Origin of the sequence: Pseudomonas sp. MF6394, from assembly GCF_002018845.1 — a bacterium.
GTDB lineage: Bacteria > Pseudomonadota > Gammaproteobacteria > Pseudomonadales > Pseudomonadaceae > Aquipseudomonas > Aquipseudomonas lactis.
In genome coordinates this window covers 39851-66218 of sequence record NZ_MVOJ01000018.1, presented here as the reverse complement: position 1 = coordinate 66218, position 26368 = coordinate 39851, and the positions used below count along the sequence as shown (strand labels likewise).

The window sequence follows — 26368 nt, the reverse complement described above, 5'->3', positions numbered from 1 at the left end:
CTGGCCATGTTGGCCCGAAATGCAAGTTGATCAAATAATGATCTTCGCGGAAATCGCCAACGCTGTCGGGCCTTCGCAAAGTTATCCACAGAGATACCCACGGTTTTCGTGGACAACTCTTTTTATATTTTTGCGTTTTTTTTGCTCAAGCCGTGCTTCCAGGAAAGGTACCGGGCAACAGGATTTCGCGATTCACCTCGCGTATATCCTTATAGCCACAGAGCGCCATGGACACGTCCAGTTCGCGGGCGATGATATCAAGCGCCTTGGTCACGCCCGCCTCGCCCATCGCCCCCAACCCATACAAATGCGGGCGGCCGATCATGGTGCCCTTGGCGCCCAGTGCCATGGCCTTGAGCACGTCCTGGCCGGAACGGATCCCCCCATCGAGCCACACTTCAATGCGGTTGCCCACGGCTTCGACAATCGCCGGCAATTGGCTGATGCTCGACGGCGCGCCATCGAGCTGACGGCCACCGTGGTTGCTCACCACCAGCGCATCGGCACCGCAATCGGCCGCCAAGCGTGCATCCTCCACATCGAGAATGCCCTTGATGATCAGCTTGCCGCCCCAACACTTTTTGATCCACGCCACATCGTCCCAACTCAGGCGCGGGTCAAATTGCTGGGCGGTCCACGACGACAGCGAACTCATGTCGGCCACGCCCTTCACATGCCCGACAATATTGCCAAAGCCGCGCCGCTGAGTACCCAGCATGCCCATCACCCAGCGCGGCTTGGTCATCATGTTGAGAATGTTCGGCAGGGTCAGCTTGGGCGGCGCGGACAGGCCGTTGATCAAGTCCTTGTGGCGCTGCCCCAGAATCTGCAAATCCAGGGTCAGCACCAATGCATCCACCCCGGCAGCCTTGGCGCGCTCGATCAACTGCTCGATAAAACTGCGGTCGCGCATCACATACAGCTGGAACCAGAACGGCTGGCCGACATGCTCGGCGATGTCTTCCAGCGAACAGATACTCATGGTCGACAAGGTGTAGCGCAGCCCGAACGCAGCAGCGGCACGGGCAGTGAGGATTTCGCCATCGGCATGCTGCATGCCCGCCAGGCCAGTCGGCGCCAGCGCTACGGGCATGGCCATGTCCTGGCCGATCATGCTGGCGCGGATCGAACGCTCGTCGATATTGCGCGCCACCCGTTGGCGGAACTTGATACGTGCAAAATCCATTTCGTTGGCGCGGTAGGTGCTCTCAGTCCAGGAGCCGGAATCGGCGTAGTCGTAGAACATGCGGGGCACACGCTTTTGCGCCAGCTTGCGTAAGTCTTCGATGGTTGTGATCAACGGCATCGGGTCACCTCTCCCTGAACTGAACACAGAGAGTAACCGGCAGGCGCGTGGGCAACCAGCCGTTGCGTTTAGATGGGCTGGCGATTAATCTCGCACAAACCCGCAATAAAGCGCATAAACATGCACAACATCCATCAAGCCATCGACCTGCCTTCCCTGCGCAAGCAGAAGATTCTGTTGTTGCTGGAACGCGACGGCAAGGTCACCGCCTCCGAGTTGGTCGAGCATTTCGCCGTGTCCCAGGACACCATCCGCCGCGACCTCGGCGAACTCGCCGCCGCCGGCCTGTTGCAACGCGTACACGGCGGCGCCCTGCCCCGGCCCAAGGATACCGGCAAGGATTTCTTTACCCGTGTCGGCGAGACCAACGAGGTCAAGCGCCACCTCGCACGCGTGGCCGCTGGCCGGGTTGAAGACGGCCAGATCGTGCTGTTCGATTCCGGCTCCACCACCTTGCAGATCGCGCAGTGCTTGCCCCCTGCACTGCACCTTACCGTGGTCACCCCCTCACCGATGATCGCCATCGCCCTGGCCGACCATCCGCACGTGAAGATCATCCTGGCCGGCGGCCAACTCAACCCAGCCACCCTCTCCACCGGCGGCCATGAAGCGGTGCGCCTGATCCAGAGCGTGAAGGCCGACTTGTTATTCACAGGGGTTTGCGCACTGCACCCGCAAGTGGGCATCACCTCGCTGCACTTTGGTGAAGTGGCCGTCAAGCAAGCCTTGCTCGACAGCGCGTCCCACGTCATCGCCGTGACCACCTCAGACAAGCTCGGCGCAGTGGAACCCTTTGTGGTTGCGCCGTGCAGCCGTATTCATACGCTGATTACCGAGTGGGACGCGCCGGATGTGCAGGCGTATGAACAGTTAGGGCTGCAGGTGCAGCGAGTGGACGTGCAGTGATGCAACCCTTGTGTAGGAGCGAGCTTGCTCGCGAAAAACGTCAACGATAACGCGGTCTTCCTGAATGAACGCGGCGCCTGAGCGTTTTTCGCGAGCAAGCTCGCTCCTACAAAAAGGGCAAGCCAGCCATCTGGGAACGGTAACCACGATGCGAAGCGAGCCGCTCTTGATCTTGCTTTTGATCTCAGGCGCCCCGTCAAACCACGCTGGCCGGAATTCGACAGGGATTTGGGGGGTAAACCGGCAGGGATGCCGGTTTAGCCGCCCCGCGCCATGGATGGCGCGTGGCGGCGGCCCCCCAAATCACTGGCGGATTACGGGCACACCGAGCCTAAGCGAGGTGCCGAGTGGTGGGGCAAGAGCGTTTTGCTTACTTTTGCGCTGTTCAAAAGTGAGCCGCCGTCAGGGCGGAACCCTAAGTGGCCGTTACCGCAGCAATGGATATGTACACCATCCAACTGTGTTGACTGTCAGTCCGCATTCGCGAGCAAGCCCGCTCCCACATTTGGATTGTGGGGCGTCAGGTAGATAGGTGTCGGCTGGGAGGCCGTCAGGCAGCGCTGCGAATCTTGTGCAAAGCATCCGCCACCCATTGACCAAACGCATCCACCGGCCCTTGCAGGTTGCCGAGAAAATGCGGATAGATCAGCCACAAATCCATCACCGGTTTGAAGTCCTTGAGAGGCATCGCCGCCAAGTGCTCGCGATGAGCACTGCGTTCCAGCAACGGACGTGGCACCAGGCCAAGGCCGAGGCCATCAGCCACCAGCCCCAGTTGCAGTTCAGTGCCAAAGGTTTCCAGGTTCACCCGCAGCGCCAGGCCCTGGTCAGACAAGGTGCGCTGCAACCCCGCACGGAACCCGCAGCCGTCCGGGTTGAGGATCCAACCGCTCTGGTACACGTCAGCCAGCTTGCACGGCTTCTTCGGCAGTTGCGCCTTGGCACACACCACCACCAACTCCATCTTGCCGATGGACTCACCCACTAGGTTGTCCGGGAAGATCTTGCCCGCAGGGAACAACGCCACCGCCGCATCCAGTTCGCCGCGTTCGATCTTGCCGACCAATTGGCTGCCCCAACCGGTGGCAACCTGGGCGCGCAAGTCGGCGTATTCGCTGCGCAGGTGCTTGAGCGCGTCCAGCAGCACCACATCGCCGATGGTCTGCGGTACACCCAGGCGCAGCACGCCGGTGGGCGGAGCATCGGTGGCCACCAGTTCGCGCAGGGCATCCATCTCGCGCAGGATCAACCGGCATTGCTCATAGACACGGGTACCGATCAGCGTCGGCTTGAGGGGCTTGGTGTTGCGGTCGAACAACTCCACCCCCAGGGCCTGCTCGAAGTTCTGCACGCGGCGGGTGATGGCTGGCTGGGTCAGCTGCAACGACGCGGCGGCATGGCTGATGGACTGGCAACGAATCACTTCGACAAAGGCATCGATATCGTCAATTTTCATTTGGGCCGCACATACAGATCAGTCATTAAGATGTGCGTGAAGCATAGTGGCCGCACACAGGTCTGGATAGCCCACCCTGCGATCAATAACGTCTAACGCTATTCAAACCGGTTCTAAATTACCTTCAGCTATAAGCTAATCATTAAAAAATAGCATATTAAAAATAAACATTATGCTTAGATAAAGGCACACCAACAGCCCGATGGAATGGTCATGACCCAGGCCCGACACCCCGAGAGACTCAGAGCCTTCATAGGCGCCCTGGCGGAATTGATCGACGGCAAACCGCGTGAAGGCGACCTGCTGCACCGTGGCGGCAAGCTGCTGGCGCAACTGGTCAGCCACGATGATTGGCTGCCCGACGAATTCGCCCAGCCCGCCCCCGAGCGCTACCAGCAATTCTTGCTGCATGCCGATTCGCGCCAGCGCTTCAGCGTGGTCAGCTTTGTGTGGGGGCCGCGGCAACGCACGCCGATTCATGACCACAGGGTGTGGGGACTGATCGGCATGTTGCGCGGGGCGGAGTTTTCCCAGGGGTTTGCCCGGGCGTCGGGCGGCAGCCTGGCAGCGCAAGGCGAACCCGTGCAATTGCTGCCCGGCCAGGTCGAGGCGGTGTCGCCCAAGGTCGGCGATATCCATCAGGTCAGCAATGCCCACGACGACCAGGTGTCCATCAGCATCCACGTATACGGCGCCAATATCGGCGCGGTGCGCCGGGCGGTGTATCAACCCGACGGCAGCGAAAAACTGTTTATCTCCGGTTATTCCAACGCCTATCTCCCGAACATCTGGGACCTGTCCAAAGAAAAGAGCCCTGCCCTATGACCACCCTATCGACCCGCAGCTTTGCGCAGCTTCGCCAGGCCCTGTTGGCACGCGAAGAAGTCGCCCTGATCGACGTGCGTGAGGAAGCCCCTTTTGCCGAGGCCCACCCGCTGTTCGCCGCGAATATCCCCTTGTCCAAGCTGGAACTGGAGGTGTACGCGCGCATTCCACGCCGCGATACCCAGGTCACCCTGTACGACAACGGCGAAGGGCTGGCCCAGCGCGCCGCCGAACGCCTGGTTGCACTGGGCTACACCCAGGTCAGCCTGCTGGAGGGTGGGCTGGACGGTTGGCGCCGGGCCGGTGGCGAGTTGTTTATCGACGTCAATGTACCGAGCAAGGCGTTTGGCGAACTGGTGGAGAACCAGCGTCACACGCCGTCCCTGGCCGCCGAAGAGGTCCAGGCCTTGCTCGACAGCCAGGCCGATGTGGTGGTGCTCGATGCACGGCGTTTCGACGAATACCAGACCATGAGCATCCCCACGGGCATCAGCGTGCCGGGGGCCGAGTTGGTGTTGCGCGCCCGTGAGCTGGCGCCCGATCCGGCCACGCGCATCATCGTCAATTGCGCCGGGCGCACTCGCAGCATTATCGGCACCCAGTCGTTGATCAATGCCGGCCTCCCCAACCCGGTGGCGGCCCTGCGCAACGGCACCATCGGTTGGACCTTGGCCGGGCAGACCCTCGCCCATGGGCAGGCGCGCCGCTTTGCGCCGACCTCGGAAAACCATCGCCAGCTCGCCGCCCAAGAGGCCCGTGGTGTTGCCGACAAAGCCTCGGTAAAACGTGCCACCCTCAATGATCTGCAGCGCTGGCAACAGGACGCGACACGCACCACTTACCTGTTCGATGTGCGCACCGTAGAAGAATTCGAAGCCGGCCACCTGCCGGGCGCCCGCGCCACCCCGGGCGGGCAACTGGTGCAGGAAACCGACCACGTTGCCAGTGTGCGCGGTGCGCGCCTGGTACTGGTGGATGACGACGGCGTGCGCGCCAATATGTCCGCGTCATGGCTGGCCCAATTGGGCTGGCAGGTGTACGTATTGGATGACCTGCAAGCGGAGCACTTCAGCGAGCGCGGGGCATGGGTCGCGCCAGTACCGCAACCGCCCCAGGCCGAACTGATCAGCCCCCACACCCTTGCCGACTGGCTCGGCCATGGCGACACCCTGGTGCTGGACTTCACCGCCAGCGCCAACTACGTGAAACGTCATATCCCCGGCGCCTGGTGGGTGCTTCGCGCGCAACTGCCAGAGGCTCTGGCCAAGGTACCGAGCGCCCAGCGCTATGTGTTGACCTGCGGCAGCAGCCAACTGGCGCGCCTGGCGGTGCCGGAAGTCGAGGCGCTCACCGGCAAGCCGGTCTTTTTGCTGCAGGACGGCACGGCCGGCTGGATCCAGGCGCAACTGCCCCTTGAGTCAGGCGAAAGCCACCTGGCGTCCCCGCGTATTGACCGCTACCGCCGCCCTTACGAAGGCACCGACAACCCACGGGAAGCCATGCAGGCTTACCTGGATTGGGAGTTCGGCCTCGTGGAACAACTGGCCCGCGACGGCACCCATGGTTTCTACGTGATCTGATTCACCGCCGCACCGTTTCGCTCAACCGACCCCTTCTCCAGGCGGAGGTACTTTCCTTTACCTAACGCCTGGAGTTTTGCCCATGCTGTACGCCATTCCATTCAAACGCCTATTGCTGGGCGCTGCCCTCGCCTTCGGCCTGCTTTCTACCGTCCAGGCTGGCGACCTGCAACCGCTGCGCGTGGCCAACCAGAAATCCACGATAAAGGCGCTGCTGGAAGCCTCGGGCGAAAGCCAGAACGTGCCCTACGAGATCAAATGGTCGGAATTCCCCTCGGCCTCGCCCCTGGGCGAAGCGCTGAATGCCGGTGCCGTGGATGTCGGCGCCCTGGGCGATGCCCCTTATGTGTTCGCCCTCGGCGCCGGTGCCTCGATCAAGGTGATCAGCATCATCCATGCCGAAGGCCGTAATACCACCGCGCTGCTGGTGCCCAAGGATTCACCGATCAAGACCGCGGCCGATCTCAAGGGCAAGAAAATCGTCACCGGGCGCGGCTCCATCGGGCATTACCTGGCGATCAAGGCCCTGAACGATGCCGGGCTGACCACCCAGGATGTGCAGTTCATCTTCCTGCTGCCCGCCGAATCCCGGCTGGTACTCGACAACGGCACCGCCGATGCCTGGGCGACATGGGACCCTTACACCACCGTGGTCACCTCACAAAGCGATGCTCGTGTGTTGGTCAGCGGCAAGCACCTGCTGAGCAATCACCTGTACTTCGCCGCCACAGGCCAAGCCATTGCCGACAAGCGCGTGCAACTGGACGACTTTGTCGCCCGCATTGATCGCGCCTACGCCTGGGCCAATACCCATCCCGAACAATACGCCGCTGCCCAGGCCAAGATCACTGGCCTGCCACTGGCCGTGCATATCGAAGTGGCCAAGGACACTCATCTGTCGCCCGTCACGATTGACGATACGGTGATCCACGGCCTGCAAGCCACCGCCGACACCTATGTAAAAGAAGGCCTGCTGAGCCAACACATCGACGTCTCCCAGGGCTTCGATTCCAGCTTCAACGCCCAGCGTATCCCCCTCAAACAAGCCTCGCGCTAAGGAGCAGAACATGAGTAAGCCACGTCAATTGAAACTCGGTGCCATGGTGCACGGCGTCGGCCACGGTTGGGGCGAATGGCGCCACCCGCAGGCACAACCCGACGCCAGCACCAATTTCGGCTTCTACAAGCAGCAGACCGCACTGGCCGAAGCCGCCCGGTTCGACTTCGTGTTCATCGCCGACAGCCTGCATATCCACCCCAAGTCCAGCCCCCATTACCTCAACCGCTTTGAGCCGCTGACGATCCTCTCGGCCCTGGCCGCGCTGACCACTCACATCGGCCTGGTCGCCACCGTGACCGTCAGCTACACCGAGCCTTACCAGGTGGCACGCCAGTTCGCTTCGCTGGACCATATCAGCGGCGGCCGCGCTGGCTGGAACGTGGTCACCTCATGGCTGAGTGGCACCGCCGATAACTTCGGCAAGGCCGAGCACCCGCCCCATGCCGTGCGCTACCGCATCGCCAAGGAACACCTGAATGTGGTCAAGGGTCTGTGGGATTCCTGGGAGGACGATGCCTTTGCCTATAACAAACACAGCGGCGAATTCTTCACCCCAGGCAAGTTGCATGCGCTTAACCACAAGGGCGAATTCTTCTCGGTCAAAGGCCCGCTGAACATCGCGCGTTCGCGCCAGGGCCAACCGGCGATTTTCCAGGCGGGCACTTCGGAGGATGGGCGTAACTTTGCCGCTGAAAACGCCGATGCGATTTTCGTGCATGTGGACACTATCGACGAGGGCAAGGCCTACAGCGCCGACTTGAAACGCCGCGCCAAGGGCTTTGGCCGCGACCCGGACAGCCTGTCGATTTTGCCTGGCATTCGCCCGATTGTCGGGCGTGATGCGGCCGAAGTGGAAAGCCGCTACCAGCAAGCCGTGGCGCTGGTCACGGTGGAAGACGCCATCGTCGCCCTCGGCCGGCCGTTCAACGACCATGATTTCAGCCAGTACCCGCTGGATGCGCCCTTCCCCGAACTGGGCGACCTGGGCGCCAACAGCCAGAAAGGTGGCTCCGAGCGTATCAAGCAACTGGCCCGTGACGAAGGCCTGACCCTGCGCGAAGTGGCCCTGCGTTTCTCGCGGCCCCAGCGCGACTTTGTCGGCACCCCGGAACAGGTCGCGGACGCGATCCAGACCTGGTTCGAGAGCGGCGCCAGCGATGGTTTCATCATCAATTCGGTGCTGCCGGATGGCTTGCAGTATTTCACTGAGCTGGTGGTGCCGGTGCTTCAACAGCGGGGGTTGTTCCGTACCGAGTACAGCGGCCATACGTTGCGCGACAACCTCGGCCTGGAGGTGCCAGCGAACCGCTACAGCGTGATTGAAGCCACCGAACAAGCCCTGGCCTGAAGGCTCTCCCCTGTAGGAGCGAGCTTGCTCGCGAAAAATGCCAACGATAACGCGTACTTCCTGAATACACGCGACGCCTTTGAGTTTTTCGCGAGCAAGCTCGCTCCTACAGGTGTTCAGGGCTTGCCGCCCTGCCACACTTTTGACCGAGTACAGAACTTATGATTCAACCGTCTCTCAAGGCTGTGGAAGCCGTCGATTTCGACGCCCTGCTTGACCACCTCAGCGCCGAGCTGGCCAGTACCGCGCACCTCTATGACGAAAGCGGCGCCTTCCCCCACGCCAATTTCAAACTTCTACACCAACACCACCTCATCGCCCTGACCGTGCCGAAGAAACTTGGCGGCGGTGGCGCCAGCCTGGTCCAGGCGCGCAAGGTCATCAGCGCCATCGCCAAGGGCGAACCGTCCACGGCATTGATCCTGGTGATGCAGTACCTGCAACACGCACGCCTGCAAGACAGCCAGAGTTGGCCCGCACACCTGCGCGTGCAGGTCGCGCAAGAGGCGGTGCAAAACGGCGCGCTGATCAATGCCCTGCGTGTCGAACCCGACCTGGGCACCCCGGCCCGTGGCGGTTTGCCGGCCACCACCGCGGTGCGCACCGCCGACGGCTGGCGTATCAGTGGGCGCAAGCTCTACTCCACCGGCAGCCATGGCCTGAGCTGGTTCAGCGTGTGGGCGCGCAGCGACGACGCCGACCCGCTGGTAGGCGCCTGGCTGGTGCCCAAGGCCAGCCCCGGCGTCAGCATCATCGACACCTGGGATCACTTGGGCATGCGCGCCACCTGTAGCCATGAGGTGGTGCTCGACAACGTTCTGGTGCCCCTGGACCATGCGGTCAGTGTCAGCCCCTGGAGCGCCCCGCAACCGGAGCTGGATGGCGAAGGCTTCCTGTGGATGTCGGTGTTGCTGTCGTCGGTGTACGACGCCGTGGCTCAGGCGGCACGGGACTGGCTGGTGCACTGGCTGGACGAGCGCAAGCCGTCAAATCTCGGCGCTGCATTGTCCACCCTGCCGCGTTTTCAGGAGACCGTCGGCCATATCGACACGTTGCTGTTTGCCAACCGCAGCCTGCTCGACACTGCCGCCGCGGGCCACACGCCAACAGCCAATGCCGCACAGGTGAAGTACCTGGTGACCGGCAATGCAATCCGTGCGGTCGAGCTGGCCATCGAAGCCTCGGGCAACCCTGGCCTGTCACGCCATAGCCCACTGCAACGGCATTACCGCGATGTACTGTGCAGCCGCGTCCACACTCCGCAAAATGACGCCGTACTGCAAGGCGTCGGCAAAGCGGTGTTCAACCAGCGCCAACAGGAACGCACATGAGCCAGGTGATTATTGCCAGCCAACTGGACGAAGACTTCAACCAGGTGATCCGTGAGCGACTTGCGCCACTGCACCCCCACGCCCAGGTAATCGGCGTGCCGGTCGGTGTGCCCAGTGACTTGCCGCCCCACGCCAATATCCTGCTGCTGCGCCCGATCAATGTGCGTGGCTACATCGCCCCCGACACCCCGCCACCGGGCTGGCCCTACGGCGCACAGTGGGTGCACCTGGTGTCGTCGGGTATCGACTTCTATCCTCGGTGGCTGTTCAACGGCCCACCCGTGACCACTTCCCGCGGCAGCGCCGCCGATAACCTGGCCGAGTTCGCCCTGGCGGCGATCTTTGCCGCGTCCAAGCATTTGCCGGATATCTGGGTAAAGGATGCCCAATGGCAGTTCACCGCGCTGCGCCCGCTCAAAGGCACCACACTGGGCCTTTTGGGCTTTGGCGCGATTGGCGCAAGCCTGGCGCAAAAGGCCCTGGCACTGGGGCTCAAGGTCGTGGCGCTGCGTCAAAGCACAACGCCGTTCGGCCTCGATGGTGTGGAAGCGGCCAACAACATCCACGACCTGTTTGCCCGCGCCGATCACCTGGTGGTGGCGGCCCCCCTGACGGAAGCAACGCGGCATATCATCGATCGTAAGGTACTGGCCAGCGCCAAGCCGGGGCTGCACCTGATCAATATCGCCCGCGGTGGCCTGCTTGATCAGCAAGCGCTGTTGCACGCGCTGGATAACGGCCAGATCGGCCTGGCGTCCCTCGACGTCACCGAGCCAGAGCCCCTGCCCGACGGGCACCCGCTGTACAGCCATCCGAGGGTACGGCTGTCGCCGCATACTTCGGCTATTTCGACCAACAGCAAGGAAGAAATTGCGGATACGTTCCTGGCAAATCTGGAACGGTATGTGGCGGGCCTTGAGTTAAGTAACCTAGCGAATGCTTGAGGGCTTGCTCGCGAAGGCGGTGTGTCAGTCACTGAATCTTCAACTGAACCACCGCTTTCGCAGGCAAGCCAGCTCCCACATTAATCATGTATTGCCCACAAAATCAGCGCCTGGCACCAATCCCCTGTGGGAGCGGGCTTGCTCGCGAAGGCGGTGTGTCAGTCACTGAATCTTCAACTGAACCACCGCTTTCGCAGGCTAGCCAGCACCCACATTGGCTATGTATTGCCCACAAAATCAGCGCCCGGCGCAGATCCCTTGTGGGAGCGGGCTTGCCCGCGAAAGCGGTGTGTCAGTCACTGAATCTTCAACTGAACCACCGCTTTCGCAGGCAAGCCAGCTCCCACATTGGTTATGTATTGCCCACAAAATCAGCGCCCGGCGCAGATCCCCTGTGGGAGCGGGCTTGCTCGCGAAGGCGGTGTGTCAGTCACTGCATCTTTAACTGAACCACCGCCAGGAGAAATTCATTTGATGCGGTAGTGGAAGGTATTGCGCACCGCCGGTACGGCAACAGCCTTGCCATCGACGATTCTCGGCTGGTAGCGAAAAGTATTGGCCGCTGCTAATGAGGGCCGAATGAACAACGGATGGCAGCCGTCCAGCACCTTGGGATTTTCCACGTGGCCCTGGGTGTTGACGGTGTACTCCACTGAACAGTCGCCTTCGATGTTCTTGTCCAGGGCGCGTTCGGGGTAGTCCGGGGCGGCCTTGCTCAAGGGCTGGTACTGGCGGCTGTCGAATGCTGGGGTAGGCGCAGGCACGGAGGCTCGGGCTTTTTCCGCAGCGGCACGCGCCTGGCTCAGGCGTTGCTGTTCCAACTCACGATTGCGCTGCTCGGTCGCCATGCGCTGCTGTTGTTGCTCGAATTTCTTTTCTTCCACCCGCTTGCGCGCCAGGGCGGCTTTCTCGAGCTTTTGCGCCTGGACCTGCGGATCGACCACCGGTTTGGTCGGTACCGGAATCGCAACAGGTTCTGGCAGCGCGGCAGCGACGGGTTCAGGCGTCGGCGCCGGTGCCGGCGCGGGTAAAACCACCAACTGCGTGTGCATCACCCGTGGCGCATCCACCCCTGGTCGCTCCGTTGACCAGCCCAGCATCAACGCCACTGCCACCGCACCATGCAGCGCCACGGCCAGACTCGCTGCCAGGCTTTTGCGCCAGAAACCATCGCCGTTGGGCGCCAAGGCCAGTGCCGGACTGCGCATGCTCATCGCTGTCATTGTGGGGCCTCGGTGACGAGCCCAAGGTTGCTGACACCGCCCTTCTGCAGTACCGCCATGGCCGCCACCACACGGCCGTAACCGGCAGTGTCGTCAGCACGGATATACACCTGGGTATCGCTGCGCGCCGCCACCACCTGCATGACCTTGGCGCTCATTTCTTCCAGCGTCACCGCACTGTCGGTCTGCTGGCGGGTATTCAGCTCGCCCCCCAGGTTCCAGTAGTAGCCACCGTCGGCCTTCACCGATAACGTCAGGATCTGCTGGCGCGTATCGGTGGCCAGCGCCTCGGCGGCGACCTTGGGCAGTTCGATCTTCACACCCTGGGTGAGCATGGGCGCGGTGACCATGAAGATCACCAGCAGCACCAGCATCACGTCGATGTAGGGCACCACATTCATCTCGGCCTTGGGCCCGTGCTTGCGTTGCGGCCTGGTCAACATCGCTTTGCTCCTTGTTCAGGCGGCCACGGCCAGATTGTTCGAGGTACCGCGTAGCGTGCGGTGCAGGTGCACTTGCAGCTCATTGCCAAAAGCGTAGTAGCGCGTGAGCAAGGTCTGGCTGCGTGCCGCGAAACGGTTATAGGCGATTACTGCCGGAATCGCCGCAAACAGGCCAATGGCAGTGGCAATCAAGGCTTCGGCAATACCCGGTGCCACGGTCGACAGCGTGGCCTGTTGTACCTGGGACAAGCCGAGGAACGAATTCATGATGCCCCACACAGTCCCGAACAGACCGATATAGGGGCTGACCGACCCCACCGTCGCCAGAAATTGCAGGCCCTTTTCCAGCTCCAGTTCCTGCTCGGTGATCGCTACCTGCAAGGCGCGCTCCACACCCTCGATCACGGCCGGATCGTGGTGGTGCAGATGCTGGTATTCCTGCATGCCGGCAATAAAGATCGGCGCCACACCGCCCTCGCCTGCCTGCACGGTTTCGCGATACAAGGGCTGCAGGTCCGACGCCACGCGAAAGCGCGCCAGGAAGCCGTTGAGCTGCCGTTCCAGGCCACGCAGCACACCGCTGCGCTGAATGATCAGGTACCAGCTGAGCAAGGACGCCAACAGCAAAGTGACCATCACGGCCTTGACCAACAGGCTGGCGTCGGTGATCAAACTCCAGATCGTCATATGTTCCATCGTCGCGTGCATGGTGAAGCTCCTATTCGATTAAAAACGGATGACTGCGTGATGACAGCTCAAGGTAATTTCAACGCGCGGCTCACCTCGGCCCAGGGCACGAACTTGAAGTTCTGGGCTTGCTCGGGCATGCGCTTGCGCCCGTCCTGCACCACCAGCATGCCCTGGCTCCAGGGCCCGCCGAGGTTGACGGCAGTGACCTCCAGGCCATCGGTTTCCGAGGCGCCATCAATGCCGGCGGCCGCATTGAGGCCAACGCGCAAGGCGCCGCGCACAGCGAATGGTGGCTCGGCGTCCAGCACCAGGTAGCTGTCATTGCCTTGGCTGGAGACCACCAGGTAATCCCGTGCGGGGCTTTGATACAGCGCCAGGCCTTCGACGTCCGCATGCAGTTGCGCGCCGACCTTGATCACCGAAGTGAGCGTGGCCGGTTGCTCGGCACGGGCATCCAGCGCCCACACGCCGACATCTTCCTCACCGATGAACAAGCGTTGGCGCTGGTCATCGGCCACACAGCCCTCGGGTTGGCTGTCGACCTTGAACTGACGCACCAATTCGCCCTGCACACGGCCAGCCGGCGCACTCAGGCGGTATTGCAGGAAGGTGCCATCCTTGTCATTGGCGAACGCGTAGAGCTCACCGCTGGCGGGCTGGTACAGGCAGATGCCGTAGATCTCCTTGAGTGGCGTGGGGACCTCACCGGCTTCACGCAGCTCGCCGCTCTGACGGTCGATGCTGAACAGGCTCAGGCTATTGCGGTCGCGGTTACTCGCCACGGCCAGGTCGACGGTGTGCGTACCCAGTTTGAAGCCTGGGCGTAGGTCGACATTGTTCAGGCGCCCCACTGCCAGCTCCTGCAGCAACTTGCCGTCGAGATCGTAGGCCAGCAGGCCCTGTTTCTTGTTGGTCCCCAGCACACGACTCTTGGCCGGCGTTTCAGGGTGAATCCAGATGGCCGGGTCATCCGCCGCGTCGCCTTGGCGACCCACGGGTTCGGTCTGGCGCAGTGCGGCGACTTGCGCTAGCACCGGGGCAACCGGCGCCGGCGTGGCCTGCCAGTCGAGGCGGGCCTGATACAGCTGGCCGCTGTCGTCGTCCCGCACCAGCACCTGCCGGCCCTGGATCACCAGTTGCTCCGGTTCTTTGAGCCCCGGCAAGGCCAGGCTGGATTGCCCCACCCAACGCTCCCCGACTTGCTGGAACAGCTGCAACTGCGCGGTTTTCGGGTCCAGCGCGAGCATCCCCCCCGGCACCAGCGCCATGGCGCCTGCTTCGCGCGCGGGGTCGTCGAACAGCGCCATGGGCGTGCGTTTCACCTCAGCTTCCGGGTGCGCCGGGTAGGCCCACCAGCCGACGTTTTGCTCGTTCACCACCAATCGCTCGGCCGCATCATCCACTTCGCAGTACTGCGCCGATGGCGGCAGTGGCAGGCTGCGAACACGCTGCGCCTGGGCCAGCAGGGTCGAACCATTGCCCACCAGCCACTGCTCGCCCTTGCCCTCTTCACCGACCAGGAACACAAACAGGTTGGCCGCCGCATCGCGATAGAGGCACAGGCTATTTACCGCAAAGTCGCGGGTCGGCAGGTACAGCGGCGCCCCCCAGGTTTTGCCGGCGCCATCCAGACCGATCAGCAAGGTCTGCTGGCGGTCGTTGTCGAGGCTGGCGATCAGCGATTGAGTGCCGGCAGCGCGGGTGTCGAGGCTACTGAAACGGCCCTTGAACCGGGCCAGTTCGGCGCCTTTAGCGTCGAGCAACAACAGGCCGTCGCGGGCGCTGGCGGCCACGCGCTGGGTGCCGCCGGGCAGGAAGGCCACGGCTTGGGCATTCAGGCTGGGTGCCCAAGGGGTCAACGCCAGCTCGGTCGCGAACGCATTGCCGCTGGTTATCAACGCAACCAGCAGGCACAGCTTGGAAATTCTCATGAACAGACAATCCTTCGAAAACAATAGAGATCCCGTTTGGGACGGCTTGCCCTGATGCCCTGTAGGAGCGAGCTTGCTCGCGAAAAACGCACAGGCGCCGCGTTCATTCAGGCGACCCGCGTTATCGCTGAGGTTTTTCACGAGCAAGCTCGCTCCTACAGGGGGCAACGGTTAGAAATGGGTGAAGGTCAGGCCCAGCTTGTAGGTGGGGCCGTACTCTTCGTACTGGCCGTTGTAGCTACGGTGGCCGGTGTAGACGAAGTACGACTCGTCGGTGAGGTTCTGTGCCTCGAAGCTGACCTGCAGGTTTTTGGTCAGTGAGTAGCGCGCGCTGAAATCGACGAAGGTTTGCGCGTCGACGTGCAGGTCATGGGCCTTGTCATTGATCGACGCCAACTCGTACAAATAGGCCGATTTGTAATTGGCCGACAGGCGCAGGCTGAGTGTGTCGTCCTCCCAACCGAGCATCAGGTTGCCGACCGTGTCTGACTGGTTGGGCAGGCTGATGTTGCGCTTGCGATTGCGCCCGCTGGCGCTGTCGAAGCCCTCGATGTCCGCGCTGGAACGGCTGAAGGTGCTGTTGGCGCCGATCATCAAGCCGTTCCATGGCGCAGGCAGCCAGTCGAACTTCTGTGAGTAGGCCAACTCAAGGCCATAGAGTTTGGCGCTGTCACCGTTGGCAAAGGTGTGCGCCTCGGCGAAGTTGGCCCAGGCACCGGTACCGGCCACGTCGGTGTTGTAGACGAAGTTCTGGATGTCTTTGTAGAACACGAAGGCCGAGACGGTACCGGCGCGGCCCATGAAATGCTCAATGCCCAGGTCCAGGTTGCTCGATTCCAGCGGCTTGAGGTCCGGGTTGCCGAAGGTGGCTTCGTCATCGTCGATCACAAAACCTGGGGCCAGTTGGCCAAAGGTCGGACGCACCACCGATTTGGTCCAGGCGGCGCGCACTTGGGTGTTCTTGTCAATCTGGTAGCGCGCATGCAAGCCCGGCAGCCAATGGTGATAACGGCGCTTGGTCTCGGTGGCGCTGAACTGGCCGTCCGTGGCGCCGGTGCCCTTGGCTTCGAACTCAGTACCCTCGTAACGCATGCCGGCGATGAAGCGCCAGTCGTCAATATCGACGGTGTTCATCAGGTAGCCGGCGTTGATGTCTTCGCGGATCGTGAAGTCGTTGACCCTGGATTCGGTCGGGTCATAGAAGTCATCGCGATTGAGGCCGCCGATCAACTGGCGGATATTGCCCGCGCTGATGCCTGGGCCAAAGCGGCCGAGACGGTAGTCGACGTTGCCCTTCTGGAACTGCGTAAGGTTGAGTTGTTCATCGCTCAAGCCCTGTTCATCCAGGTCCTTGTAGACCCAGGCCTCCAGGTCATTGTCCTTGTGGCGCCGGCTGACCTTGCCGCCGAACTTGAACTGGGATGCGTAACCGCGCAGGTCATAGTCGCGGGCCAGGTCCAGGCGCAGGTTCTTCTCGGTGTCCTGGGTGTGCTGTTGTTCCCAGTCGACTTTGTCGAGGCTGAAATTGGCGGGGTCGTAAAAACCACTGCCAACGATCGGGCGCGGCTTGGACTTGTCGTAGAAGCCGCTGTCGGCAAAGTCACCGCCGTCGAAAGTCGCACCGGCAATATGCCCCGGGCTGTCTTCGCTGGAACGGCTGTACCCGGCCTGGCCGCTCAGGGTCCACAGGCCGAGCATACGTTCACCGCCCAATACGTAGGATTGGATTTTCTGGGTTTCCTCGCGGTTCTTAAGCTTGCGTTTACCCTCGGCTTCGCCCAATTCACCGGGCGCCTGCGGGTCAGCGAACTCGAGGCTGGCGGCGTTGCGGGTTTCGGTGTCTTTGTAGCGACTGTAGAGCGTGCGCAGGTAGTAGCTGCTCAAGTCATCGGGCTTGTAATCGAAGTTAAGGCCGCCACCGGCGCGTTCACGACTGATGTCGTAGTCGCGCTGCTCGAATTCGTTGAGCCGGGCGCCGTTAGTGAAGTCCCAGGCGCCGCCAGTTTCGACATTGTCCGAGCCAAAATCACGCTTCTGCCAACTGAGCGCCGCCGCCACGCCAAAGTTGTCGATACCGTCGCCGAGGCTGAACCGCTTACTGGCGGCGCCGGAGAATTTCGGGCTGGTCTGGTGCGTGTTCTTGTCGTAGCTGGCCTCAGTGCTGCCGGTGTAGAACAGGCCCTTGTGATCGAACGCCGACAGGCTCTTCACATCAACAGTGCCGCCCAGGGAGTTGGCGTCCATGTCCGGTGTGAGCGTCTTGATCACCGACAACGACTGCACCAGTTCCGAAGGCAGAACATCCAGGGCCACGGCACGGCGCTCGCTCTCGGGCGAGGGCACCAGGGTGCCGTTGATGGTCACGCTGTTGAGATCCGGGCCCAGGCCGCGCACGCTCACAAAGCGCCCCTCGCCCTGGTCACGCTCAACACTGATGCCCGGCAAGCGCTGCACCGCCTCGGCAACGTTCTCATCCGGCAACTGCGCGACGCCGTCAGCATGCACCACGCTCTTGATGCTGTCGGAAGAACGTTGCTCCTTGAGGGCGCTGTCGATCGCAGCGGCTTGGCCGACCACATCGACATGCTCGGTGGTGGCCGCTTCGGCGGCATTGACCCGCTCGCAGGCTATCGCCAGGGCCAAGGCGGTAAGCGTAAAGCTGACGAGCCCGGTGCGCTTGTACATGAAACCCTCCCCAAGAATCCGTTGGCGCCAGGCAAGAGGCCCGGCAACTGGGAGGGCACGCTAGGGATGGGGCGTGACGGTTCTGTGACAGGGTTGCGGGCAGAGCCCGCCAAAGCGGAGTTTACAAGCGTGTGGAGGGTTCAAATGAGCTGAAATGACCTCGGTCAGAGGTGGGAGCTGGCTTGCCTGCGAAGGCGGTCGACGGTAACTACGATGCGAAGCGAGCCGCTCTTGATCTTGCTCTTGATCTGCTTGTGATCTTGATCTCAGGCGCCCCGTTAAACCACGCTGGCCGGAATTCGACAGTGATTTGGGGGGTAAACCGGCAGGGATGCCGGTTTAGCCGCCCCGCGCCATGGATGGCGCGTGGCGGCGGCCCCCCAAATCACTGGCGGATTACGGGCACACCGAGCCTAAGCGAGGTGCCGAGTGGTGGGGCGAGGACCTTTTGGTTACTTTTGGCTGGGCCGGCATTCCGGTCCTTCCAAAAGTGACCCGCCGTCAGGGCGGAACCCTAAGTAGCCGTTACCGCAGCAATGGATATGTACACAATCCAACTGTGCTGACTGCCAGGCCGCCTTCGCGAGCAAGCCCGCTCCCACAGTTGGATGGTGGGGTGTCAGGTGGATAGGTGTCGGCTTAGAGGCCGTCATCGCAGGCAAGCCAGCTCCCACATGGGGTCCATGTTCAGCTGAAAAATGCACCGAGAGCATGAGCTGATTCGACCCTCCCACCCCGTCATCCAACCGTCACATCCATCTGCTGTGCTGGTGCCCATTACTCATTCGCCCAAGGACCCGTGGCCATGTTTTCCGTGCTCAAACCCCACCGCTGGAAACTCGCGTTGCTACTGATCGCCGCCAACCTCGGACTGCTCCTGCACCTGGCCTGCGGCGAGCTCAAAAGCGTCAGCGAATGGGTGTGGCTGGATATCATCGGCGAAGGCGGTTCGGCGCTGCTCGCGCTGATCTGGCTGGGCCTGGTGTTGAAAAGCCGCCCCGCCGGACGAGTCACCCAATACCTGGCACTGGGGCTGTCGTGCATCTTTTTTTCCTGGTGGATCGACAGCCTCGACGAATTCATCCGCCTGCCTGACAGCATCTCCTGGGATCACTGGCTGGAGTCAGGGCCCATGCCGGTGGGCATGATCCTGCTGACGATCGGTATCTACCACTGGCACCACGAACAACTGGCGATCAGCGCGCAGATGGAAAAACGCGAGCGGTTGTTTCGCGAGCACCGGCTGTTCGACAAGCTCACGCCCCTGGCCGGAGCCGACTACCTCAAGCGCCAACTCGCCGACAGCCTGCGCGACAGCCAAGAGCAGCAACAACCGCTGTCGCTGCTGGCCCTGGACCTGGACAACTTCGCCGCCATCAACCAGGCCTACGGGCATGCCGAGGGTGATGCGGTGCTACAGGCGGTCAGCCATGTGCTGTTGCTCAACCTGCGCCGCCAGGACCTGTTGTGCCGCCTGGCAGGCGATCGTTTTGTGGTGCTGCTGCCCAACACCGGCGAGCGCCAGGCCCCGGGCCTGGCGCTGGAGTTGCAACACGCGGTGCAGAGCCTGGCCCACAAGACCCGGCAACAGGGCGAACGCTTGCAACTGGCGGCCACCACAGCGGTGGTGATGGCCTTGCAAGAGTCACCCCTTGAGCTGCTCAAGCGCCTGAACCTGGGCCTGGCCCGGGCCAAGCAGCCCCTTGCGAAAAGCGCCTGAAATGGCCGTGAAAACCCGTTGGTATGAAAACGACAGCCGCTTCATCCCCGGTCATTATCAACCCGCCACGTTGATCGACCTGGGCTTGTCCCGGGACATCGACAGCCATCGCCTGCTGCGCGGCACCGGCCTGTTCCACGAAGACATCCTGGCCGGCAACGCGCGGTTGAGCCCGCAGCAGTTCCTGGGATTGATCGGCAACAGCCGCAAACTACTGGACGCCGATGACAGCAGTTTCCTGTTTGGCCAACGCCTGCTGCCCGGCTACTACGGCGCCGCCAGTCATGCACTGGGGCATGCACAGAACCTGCATCAGGCGCTGGAGATCCTGATCCAGCAACAAGTACTGCTCAGCCCGCTGGCCACGCTGCAACTGGAGCTGGATGAGCATCACGCTTACCTGTATTGGTTGGACAGCTGCGGCGCCGGCGAACACTGGCGCTTTCTGTTGGAAGCCAGCATGACTTCGCTGGTCGCCATGAGCCACTGGCTCAGCGGCCAACGCTTGCCGTGGGTGTGCAGTTTCAGCCATGCCGAACCCCGGTACGTCGAGCAATACTGGGTGCATCTGGGCGAACACACGCGCTTCGAACGCCCGCTGGACATGATGTGCCTCCCCCGTGAATACCTCACCCACAACTGGCCCGGTGCTTCGGCCACCGCGGGCCAAGTCGCGCGCCAGCAAGCGCTTGAACAAATCGAACAACTGGGCTTTGCCACAAGCTTTCTGGACTGCCTCTACGGCTACCTGCGCGAACACGTGCGCCAGCCACCGAGCCTGGAACAGGCCGCGCACACCTTCGCCATGAGCCCGGCCACGCTAAAGCGCAAGTTGCAACGGCACGACACGGGTTTTAAGCAACAGGTCGACCGGGTGCGCAAGCACGTGGCGTTGCACCTGTACCAGGCCAAGGGCTTGAGTAACGAGGAAGTGGCGGCGTACCTGAACTTCAACGATGCGGCGAATTTTCGGCGCTCGTTCAAGCGGTGGACGGGCAGCACGCCCAACCTGATCCGCCAACTGTTCAGCAGCCGCTAGCCAGGCGTTCGCGCAGGAACTCCACCAGCGCTTGCACCGGGCGTGAACTCTGGCGGTGCTGCGGGTACACCGCCGACAGGGTCAAGGCCTCAGGGGCAAAGTCTTCCAATACCTTGACCAAACGACCGTCCTTCAAGGCCTCGCTGACAATGAACGTTGGTAGATAGGTAACGCCCAAACCGGCAATCGCGGTATCGCGCAGCAGGTCACCGTTATTGACGCGCATGCGCCCGCTGACGCTCAAGGCTTGCAACTTGCCTTTGAAACGCCATTGCACCTGGCGGCCGTGGCCGTAAGGCAGGCAGTCGTGCGTCGTTAAGTCCTCGGGTTTCAATGGCGTACCCCGCAGCGCCAGGTAGTCGGGGCTGGCGCAATACACCCGTTCGATAGCCGCAATCCGCCGGGCGATCAGGGTGGAATCTTCCAGGGTGCCGATGCGCAGCACCAGGTCATAGCCCTCGCCGATCAAGTCCACCGGGCGGTCGCTCAGGTCGACTTCAACGCAGACCTGTGGATGCTGGCGCAAAAACAACGGCAGCAGGCAGCCCAGGTGCGCCATGGCGAACGACAAGGGTGCACTGAGGCGAATGGTGCCGCGCGGTTCGCTGTTCTGGCCGGCGATGCCCTGCTCCACCTGCTCCACCTCTGCGAGCAGGCGCAAGGCCGACTCGTAGTAACTCTGGCCCAGCGGCGTGACGTCCAGGCGCCGTGTGGAGCGGTTGAGCAGGCGCACGCCCAGGCGGTCTTCCAGTTGGATCAGGCGGCGGCTGACGAATTGCTTGGACAAGCCCAATTGCTCGGCGGCGGCGGTAAAACTGCCGGATTCCATGACCTGGCAGAACAGGCGCATGTCTTCGAAAGGGTTCATTGTCGCTTCTCAGGGGACGATGGGCTGTTTTATAGCCTGTCAGTGGTCACACCACAAACCAAAATGTGAACCCAATCAAATGTGGGAGCTGGCTTGCCTGCGATAGCGGTGTATCAGCCAGCAATGCTGTTGACTGGTATACCGCCATCGCAGGCAAGCCAGCTCCCACAGGGTCTTGCGGTGTTTTACAGAGCAGGTTACTTGGCAGCGAACGCCGAGTAGCTGTTCATCAGGTTGCGGTAGTTGGGAATGCGCGGCGAGAGCAGGTTGGCCAGGCCTTCCATGTCGTTGCGCCAGTCCACTTGCAGCTCGCAGGCCACCGAGAACCAGTTGACCAGTTGTGCACCGGCGGCGGTCATGCGTGCCCAGGCGGCTTGTTGCACGGTTTCGTTGAAGGTGCCAGAAGCGTCGGTGACCACGAAAACCTCAAAGCCTTCGTCAAGGGCACACAGGGTCGGGAACGCCACGCACACATCGGTCACCACACCAGCAATGATGATCTGCTTGCGGCCGGTGGCCTTGACGGCCTTGACGAAATCTTCGTTGTCCCACGCGTTGATCTGGCCAGGGCGCGGGATGTACGGCGCGTCGGGGAACAGTTCTTTGAGCTCAGGCACCAGCGGGCCGTTGGGGCCGCTTTCAAAGCTGGTGGTCAGGATGGTCGGCAGGTTGAAGAACTTCGCCACGTCGGCCAGGGCCAGCACGTTGTTCTTGAACTCGTTGGGGGAGAAATCCTGCACCAGGGAGATCAGGCCGGTCTGGTGATCAACCAACAGCACAACAGCATCGTCTTTGTTCAAGCGCTTGTAAGTCATGGGTAACTCCTTTGGGGATGGGGTGTTTTTCAAAAAGCAAAGCAGGAGCAGCCGAACGCCCCCCAGAAACCCTGGAAGTCGCTGACCGGCACGCTGGAAAGGCGCGCTTTTTCATGGCTGTGGGCATGCACGCCACAAGGGCCGCTGCACTGGTGAACCTGGGCCTGCATCGGCGACGTCGGGCGCCAGTGCCCTGGCACCTTGACCACCGGCGACCAGTCGGGCAGCACCGGTACCCGTGGCGGTGCGAAGTCTTCGAAGTCGCCAGCGCCGTACACGACCTTGCCGCCGACCACTGTCAGCACCGACTCGATCCATTTGATGGCTTCTTCCTCGACACTGAAAAAGTCCGCCGACAACGCGGCGACATCCGCCAGTTGGCCGACCTTGATCTGGCCTTTCTTGCCCTGCTCGGACGAGAACCAGGCGCTGCCGTGGGTGAACAACTCCAACGCGGTAAGGCGCGGCAAACCCTCGGCGTGCAGCTCCAGGCCGCCGACGGTACGGCCGCTGACCATCCAGTACAGCGAGGTCCAGGGGTTGTAGCTCGACACGCGGGTGGCATCGGTGCCCGCCCCTACCGGCACGCCTTCGGCCAGCATGCGCTTGATCGGCGGCGTGGCTTCGGCGGCTTTGGCGCCGTAGCGCTCGACAAAGTATTCGCCCTGGAACGCCATGCGATCCTGGATCGCAATACCGCCACCGAGGGCACGCACGCGTTCGATGTTTTTCGGGGTGATGGTTTCGGCGTGGTCGAAGAACCACGGCAAGCCATTGAACGGGATGTCGCGGTTGACCTTCTCGAACACGTCGAGCATGCGCGAGATGGACTCGTCGTAAGTGGCGTGCAAGCGGAACGGCCAGCGCTGTTCTACCAGGTGGCGTACCACCGGTTCCAGCTCCTGCTCCATGGCCAGCGGCAGGTCCGGGCGGGGTTCGAGGAAGTCTTCGAAATCGGCCGCCGAGAACACCAGCATCTCGCCGGCACCGTTGTGGCGCAGGTAGTCATCGCCCTGGTGCAGGGTGACGCTGCCGGTCCAGTTCTTGAAGTCGCTGAGTTCTTCCTTGGGCTTCTGGGTGAACAGGTTGTAGGCGATGCGCACCGTCAACTGTTGATCCTTGGCCAGTTGCTCGATCACCGCGTAGTCATCGGGGTAGTTCTGGAAACCGCCGCCGGCATCGATGGCGCTGGTCAGGCCCAGGCGATTGAGTTCACGCATGAACTGGCGGGTGGAGTTGACCTGGTATTCCAGGGGCAATTTCGGGCCTTTGGCCAAGGTCGAGTACAAAATCATCGCGTTAGGCCGTGCCACCAGCATGCCGGTGGGGTTGCCGTTGCTGTCGCGCACGATCTCACCGCCCGGCGGGTTCGGCGTGTCCTTGGTGTAGCCCGCCACCCGCAGGGCTGCGCGGTTGAGCAAGGCGCGGTCGTACAGGTGCAGCACGAACACCGGGGTGTCCGGGGCGGCCTGGTTGAGTTCTTCCAGGGTGGGCATGCGCTTTTCAGCGAACTGGAATTCGTTCCAGCCGCCCACCACGCGCACCCATTGCGGCGTGGGCGTGCGGTCGGCCTGGTCCTTGAGCATGCGCAAGGCATCGGCCAGGGACGGCACGCCTTCCCAGCGCAGTTCAAGGTTGTAGTTCAACCCGCCACGAATCAGGTGCAAGTGCGAGTCGTTGAGGCCGGGAATCACGGTGCGGCCCTTGAGGTCGATGACCTGGGTGCCGCTACCACGCAGGGCCATGGCTTCGCCGTCGGTCCCCACGGCGACAAAGCGCCCTTGGTGGATGGCCACGGCGGTGGCGCGTGGGTTTTCCCGGTCCACGGTGTGGAACTGGCCATTGAACAGAATCAGATCGGCGTTCATAGGGTTTCCTTTACAGAGGCTTCAAGCCAGGGAGCGAACAGGCGGGTGGCCGCCGGCATCAGCAGGTACACCACCAGCAACACGATGGTCAGGGTGACCAGGAAGGTGGAGACCACGTAATTGGACAAAAACGGGTGCAACCGCAGGATCGGCCCCCAGATAAACGGCAGCAGCAAGGTTTGCGGCAGGATCACAAACAGGCTGACCACCGCCTGCTTCCAGCGCGGCGGTTTGGCACCGCCCTCGGCCTGGGGCGTGAACCAGAATTCATTGGCCGCGCCGATTTCCGTCTGGTCGCCGTCCGCCAGCATGGGCGCGGCTTCGTCGATCAGGGCCTGGCGTTGCGGGGAGCCGAGCCACAGCTCAAGGGCGCTGGTGGAGCTATAGCGCAGCACGCAAGTGAACAGCGCCATGCCGTTTTGCTGGCTGCGCACCACGTCAACACCCAGGTGCCCAGGGCGTTCGCCCGCGATGCGCACGATGCGGCGCAACCAGGCTTCGTACTCAACTTCAAAGCCGGGTTTGACCCGGTGCTTGACGACCAGGGTGACGACTTCGTCGGGGCTGGTGTTGACGGTTGAATCCATGGCTGAGTGCTTCCCCGGGGTATTGAACGATGGGGAGAGTCTGGCCCGTTGAGCGGTGGGGAGAATTGGATGTATGTGCTGTTTGGCTTGTTGCAGGAGCGAGGGGGACGCCTAGTTCTTGCTCGCGAAGAACCTCAACGATAACGCGGGCTTACTGGTTCAACGTGGCGCCCTCAGGTTTTTCGCGAGCAAGCTCGCTCCTACAATTACCGGCAAAGCTACGTCGCCCGGGCCATGTGCTCCGCAATCCTGCCCCTCAGCCACCGCTCCGCCGGGTCGTTGTCATGCACCCCGCTCCACACCATCGACAACTCCGCTGCATCAATCGCAAACGGCGGGTCCTCGGCGCGCAGGCGTGTGCCTTCGGTCAACGCGCACGCAGCGTAATCGGGCACGGTCGCGATAATTTGCGTGCCCGCCAGCAACGCCCGTAACCCGCTGAACTGCGGCACTGCCAGCACCACCCGGCGCGAGCGGCCGATGCGGGCCAGGTCCAGGTCGATATTGCCGCTCAGGTCGCCGGAGAACGACACCATCGCATGGGGCCTGGCGCAGTAGTCATCCAGGGTCAGCGGCGCCTCGCCGTCATCCCCGCGCAGGACCTTGCAGGGGATATCGCGCAGTTTCTTGCGCTTGGCATTGGCCGGCAAATCGGTGGTGTAGCTGACCCCCACGGAGATTTCACCGCTGGCCAGCAGCGAGGGCATCAACAGGTAATTGGCGCGGCGCACCACCACGATGATGCCCGGCGCTTCTTCGCGCAGGCGGCTGAGTAACGACGGAAACAGCCCGAACTCCGCATCATCGGACAGGCCGATGCGAAACACCGCGCAGCTGGTGGAAGGGTCGAAATCCTTGGCACGGCTGACGGCGCCCGAGATGGTGTCCATGGCCGGTTGCAGCTCCTTGAGTATCGCCAGTGCACGCGCGGTGGGTTCCATGGCACGGCCATTGCGCAGCAGCAACGGGTCGTCGAACAAATCGCGCAAACGGCCCAACGCGGCGCTGACTGCCGGTTGGCCGATAAACAGTTTTTCGGCGACCCGGGTCAGGTTTTTCTCGAACATCAAGGCTTCGAAAATCACCAGCAGGTTCATATCGACACGGCGCAGATCGTTGCGGTTCATGGGCGCTATCCAAACGTTTTCCAGGGGGGCCAGGGAAGCATGCACCGCACGCCAGGGATTGCATAGCTGTGCTGTCTTTTCCAGCACCGCACCTGGCGAAATTAACAACGATTAACTCGTCAGCCAGGCGGCCCGGCAACAAGATGAAGCGCGTCTACACTGCACCCATCCACCGGGAACGTTCCCATCGACTGCGGATATTTGTCATGGCCCGACTCGAGCAATATGCCCCCCGGTTGCCCGCCACCGGTGGCCTGTGCCCCCGGCGTGAGCGCATCGCCAAGCAACTGATCCTTGCCAACCTCGGCGAAAGCCTGGCGATCGCCGACCTGGCCCAGGCCTGCGCCTTGTCGCGCAGCCACTTTTCCCGCGCCTTCAAATGCACCACCGGGCTGTCGCCCCAGGAATGGATTCGCCAGCAACGCATCCAACGCGCCAAGGAATTGATTACCGGCTCGTCCCTGAGCCTCACGCAGATCAGCCTGGAATGTGGCTTTTGCGACCAGGCGCACTTCTGCCATATGTTCACCCGCAGCGAAGGCGTCAACCCGATGACCTGGCGAAACCACCACTCGCGCAGCAAACCTGATGTGATCGCTGCCTAGTGGTCTGCGCG

General features: G+C 62.2%; 22 protein-coding genes. 10 read left to right on the top strand and 12 right to left on the bottom strand.

Features of this window, described 5'->3' with window-relative positions; genetic code table 11:
* Positions 1 to 145: 145 nt before the first annotated feature.
* Positions 146 to 1306, bottom strand: coding sequence for an alpha-hydroxy acid oxidase (locus MF6394_RS18935; RefSeq protein WP_078467276.1), 1161 nt, complete (start codon positions 1304 to 1306; stop codon positions 146 to 148).
* Positions 1307 to 1426: 120 nt separating this feature from the next.
* Here MF6394_RS18935 and MF6394_RS18930 point away from each other — a divergent pair, with 120 nt between their 5' ends.
* A complete protein-coding gene (locus MF6394_RS18930) occupies positions 1427 to 2212 on the top strand; it encodes a DeoR/GlpR family DNA-binding transcription regulator (protein WP_047711075.1) in 786 nt (261 codons plus the stop codon).
* Between the two features lie 550 nt (positions 2213 to 2762).
* Here MF6394_RS18930 and MF6394_RS18915 read toward each other — a convergent pair.
* Positions 2763 to 3668 (bottom strand): LysR family transcriptional regulator, encoded by a 906-nt coding sequence (locus tag MF6394_RS18915; RefSeq protein ID WP_032896831.1) that lies wholly within the window; start codon positions 3666 to 3668, stop codon positions 2763 to 2765.
* A gap of 213 nt (positions 3669 to 3881) precedes the next feature.
* Between MF6394_RS18915 and MF6394_RS18910 the strand changes: the two genes are divergently transcribed.
* The 6 genes from MF6394_RS18910 (at position 3882) to MF6394_RS18885 (ending at position 10756) form a co-directional block, all read left to right on the top strand.
* Positions 3882 to 4493: a cysteine dioxygenase gene (locus MF6394_RS18910; protein WP_078467273.1), complete on the top strand. Its 612-nt coding sequence runs from the start codon at positions 3882 to 3884 to the stop codon at positions 4491 to 4493.
* The gene (locus MF6394_RS18905) at positions 4490 to 6073 is read left to right on the top strand and encodes a rhodanese-related sulfurtransferase (RefSeq protein ID WP_044270770.1); all 1584 of its coding nucleotides are present in this window, start codon (positions 4490 to 4492) and stop codon (positions 6071 to 6073) included. The genes MF6394_RS18910 and MF6394_RS18905 overlap by 4 nt, the downstream gene beginning before the upstream one ends.
* An 82-nt stretch (positions 6074 to 6155) precedes the next feature.
* On the top strand, positions 6156 to 7130 hold the full coding sequence (locus MF6394_RS18900; RefSeq protein WP_047711076.1) for an ABC transporter substrate-binding protein: 975 nt from the start codon (positions 6156 to 6158) through the stop codon (positions 7128 to 7130).
* A gap of 10 nt (positions 7131 to 7140) precedes the next feature.
* A complete protein-coding gene (locus tag MF6394_RS18895) occupies positions 7141 to 8481 on the top strand; it encodes an LLM class flavin-dependent oxidoreductase (protein WP_044270768.1) in 1341 nt (446 codons plus the stop codon).
* Between the two features lie 161 nt (positions 8482 to 8642).
* A complete protein-coding gene (locus tag MF6394_RS18890) occupies positions 8643 to 9812 on the top strand; it encodes an acyl-CoA dehydrogenase family protein (protein WP_078467272.1) in 1170 nt (389 codons plus the stop codon).
* Positions 9809 to 10756, top strand: a complete 948-nt coding sequence (locus MF6394_RS18885; RefSeq protein ID WP_069557771.1) for a D-isomer specific 2-hydroxyacid dehydrogenase family protein — start codon at positions 9809 to 9811, stop codon at positions 10754 to 10756. Before MF6394_RS18890 ends, MF6394_RS18885 begins: the two co-directional genes overlap by 4 nt.
* 467 nt (positions 10757 to 11223) lie before the next feature.
* On the opposite strand, the gene MF6394_RS18880 is transcribed toward MF6394_RS18885, so the two are convergent.
* The 5 genes from MF6394_RS18880 to MF6394_RS18860 all read right to left on the bottom strand — a co-directional run bounded on the left by MF6394_RS18880 (position 11224) and on the right by MF6394_RS18860 (position 17728).
* Complete coding sequence (locus MF6394_RS18880; RefSeq protein ID WP_078467271.1) at positions 11224 to 11979, bottom strand: energy transducer TonB; 756 nt, start codon at positions 11977 to 11979, stop codon at positions 11224 to 11226.
* Entirely contained in the window at positions 11976 to 12422 is a 447-nt protein-coding gene (gene tolR / locus MF6394_RS18875; RefSeq protein ID WP_069557770.1) for a protein TolR, read from the bottom strand. The genes MF6394_RS18880 and tolR overlap by 4 nt, the downstream gene beginning before the upstream one ends.
* Before the next feature lie 15 nt (positions 12423 to 12437).
* The gene (gene tolQ / locus MF6394_RS18870) at positions 12438 to 13130 is read right to left on the bottom strand and encodes a protein TolQ (protein ID WP_078467270.1); all 693 of its coding nucleotides are present in this window, start codon (positions 13128 to 13130) and stop codon (positions 12438 to 12440) included.
* A 47-nt stretch (positions 13131 to 13177) separates the two neighbouring features.
* The gene (locus MF6394_RS18865; RefSeq protein ID WP_078467269.1) at positions 13178 to 15043 is read right to left on the bottom strand and encodes a phytase; all 1866 of its coding nucleotides are present in this window, start codon (positions 15041 to 15043) and stop codon (positions 13178 to 13180) included.
* Positions 15044 to 15214: 171 nt separating this feature from the next.
* Positions 15215 to 17728, bottom strand: a complete 2514-nt coding sequence (locus MF6394_RS18860; protein WP_078467268.1) for a TonB-dependent receptor — start codon at positions 17726 to 17728, stop codon at positions 15215 to 15217.
* A gap of 805 nt (positions 17729 to 18533) precedes the next feature.
* Here MF6394_RS18860 and MF6394_RS18850 point away from each other — a divergent pair.
* Together MF6394_RS18850 and MF6394_RS18845 are read left to right on the top strand one after the other, a co-directional pair.
* Positions 18534 to 19448, top strand: coding sequence for a GGDEF domain-containing protein (locus MF6394_RS18850; protein WP_078467267.1), 915 nt, complete (start codon positions 18534 to 18536; stop codon positions 19446 to 19448).
* A gap of 1 nt (position 19449) precedes the next feature.
* Entirely contained in the window at positions 19450 to 20487 is a 1038-nt protein-coding gene (locus MF6394_RS18845; RefSeq protein ID WP_078467266.1) for an AraC family transcriptional regulator, read from the top strand.
* Here the strand turns inward: MF6394_RS18845 and MF6394_RS18840 are convergent.
* From MF6394_RS18840 to MF6394_RS18820, 5 genes are all read right to left on the bottom strand, one after another.
* Positions 20474 to 21355: a LysR family transcriptional regulator gene (locus MF6394_RS18840; protein ID WP_044269582.1), complete on the bottom strand. Its 882-nt coding sequence runs from the start codon at positions 21353 to 21355 to the stop codon at positions 20474 to 20476. The two genes, MF6394_RS18845 and MF6394_RS18840, sit on opposite strands and share 14 nt — an antisense overlap.
* A 197-nt stretch (positions 21356 to 21552) precedes the next feature.
* The gene (gene ycaC / locus MF6394_RS18835) at positions 21553 to 22170 is read right to left on the bottom strand and encodes an isochorismate family cysteine hydrolase YcaC (protein ID WP_003191905.1); all 618 of its coding nucleotides are present in this window, start codon (positions 22168 to 22170) and stop codon (positions 21553 to 21555) included.
* Between the two features lie 29 nt (positions 22171 to 22199).
* The gene (locus tag MF6394_RS18830) at positions 22200 to 24038 is read right to left on the bottom strand and encodes an amidohydrolase (RefSeq protein WP_078467265.1); all 1839 of its coding nucleotides are present in this window, start codon (positions 24036 to 24038) and stop codon (positions 22200 to 22202) included.
* Positions 24035 to 24625, bottom strand: a complete 591-nt coding sequence (locus tag MF6394_RS18825) for an antibiotic biosynthesis monooxygenase (RefSeq protein ID WP_034134487.1) — start codon at positions 24623 to 24625, stop codon at positions 24035 to 24037. Before MF6394_RS18825 ends, MF6394_RS18830 begins: the two co-directional genes overlap by 4 nt.
* Positions 24626 to 24843: 218 nt before the next feature.
* Positions 24844 to 25752: a LysR family transcriptional regulator gene (locus MF6394_RS18820; protein WP_003191909.1), complete on the bottom strand. Its 909-nt coding sequence runs from the start codon at positions 25750 to 25752 to the stop codon at positions 24844 to 24846.
* 206 nt (positions 25753 to 25958) lie between these two features.
* Between MF6394_RS18820 and MF6394_RS18815 the strand changes: the two genes are divergently transcribed.
* Positions 25959 to 26357, top strand: coding sequence for a helix-turn-helix domain-containing protein (locus MF6394_RS18815; RefSeq protein WP_003191911.1), 399 nt, complete (start codon positions 25959 to 25961; stop codon positions 26355 to 26357).
* The last annotated feature ends 11 nt before the right edge of the window (positions 26358 to 26368 follow it).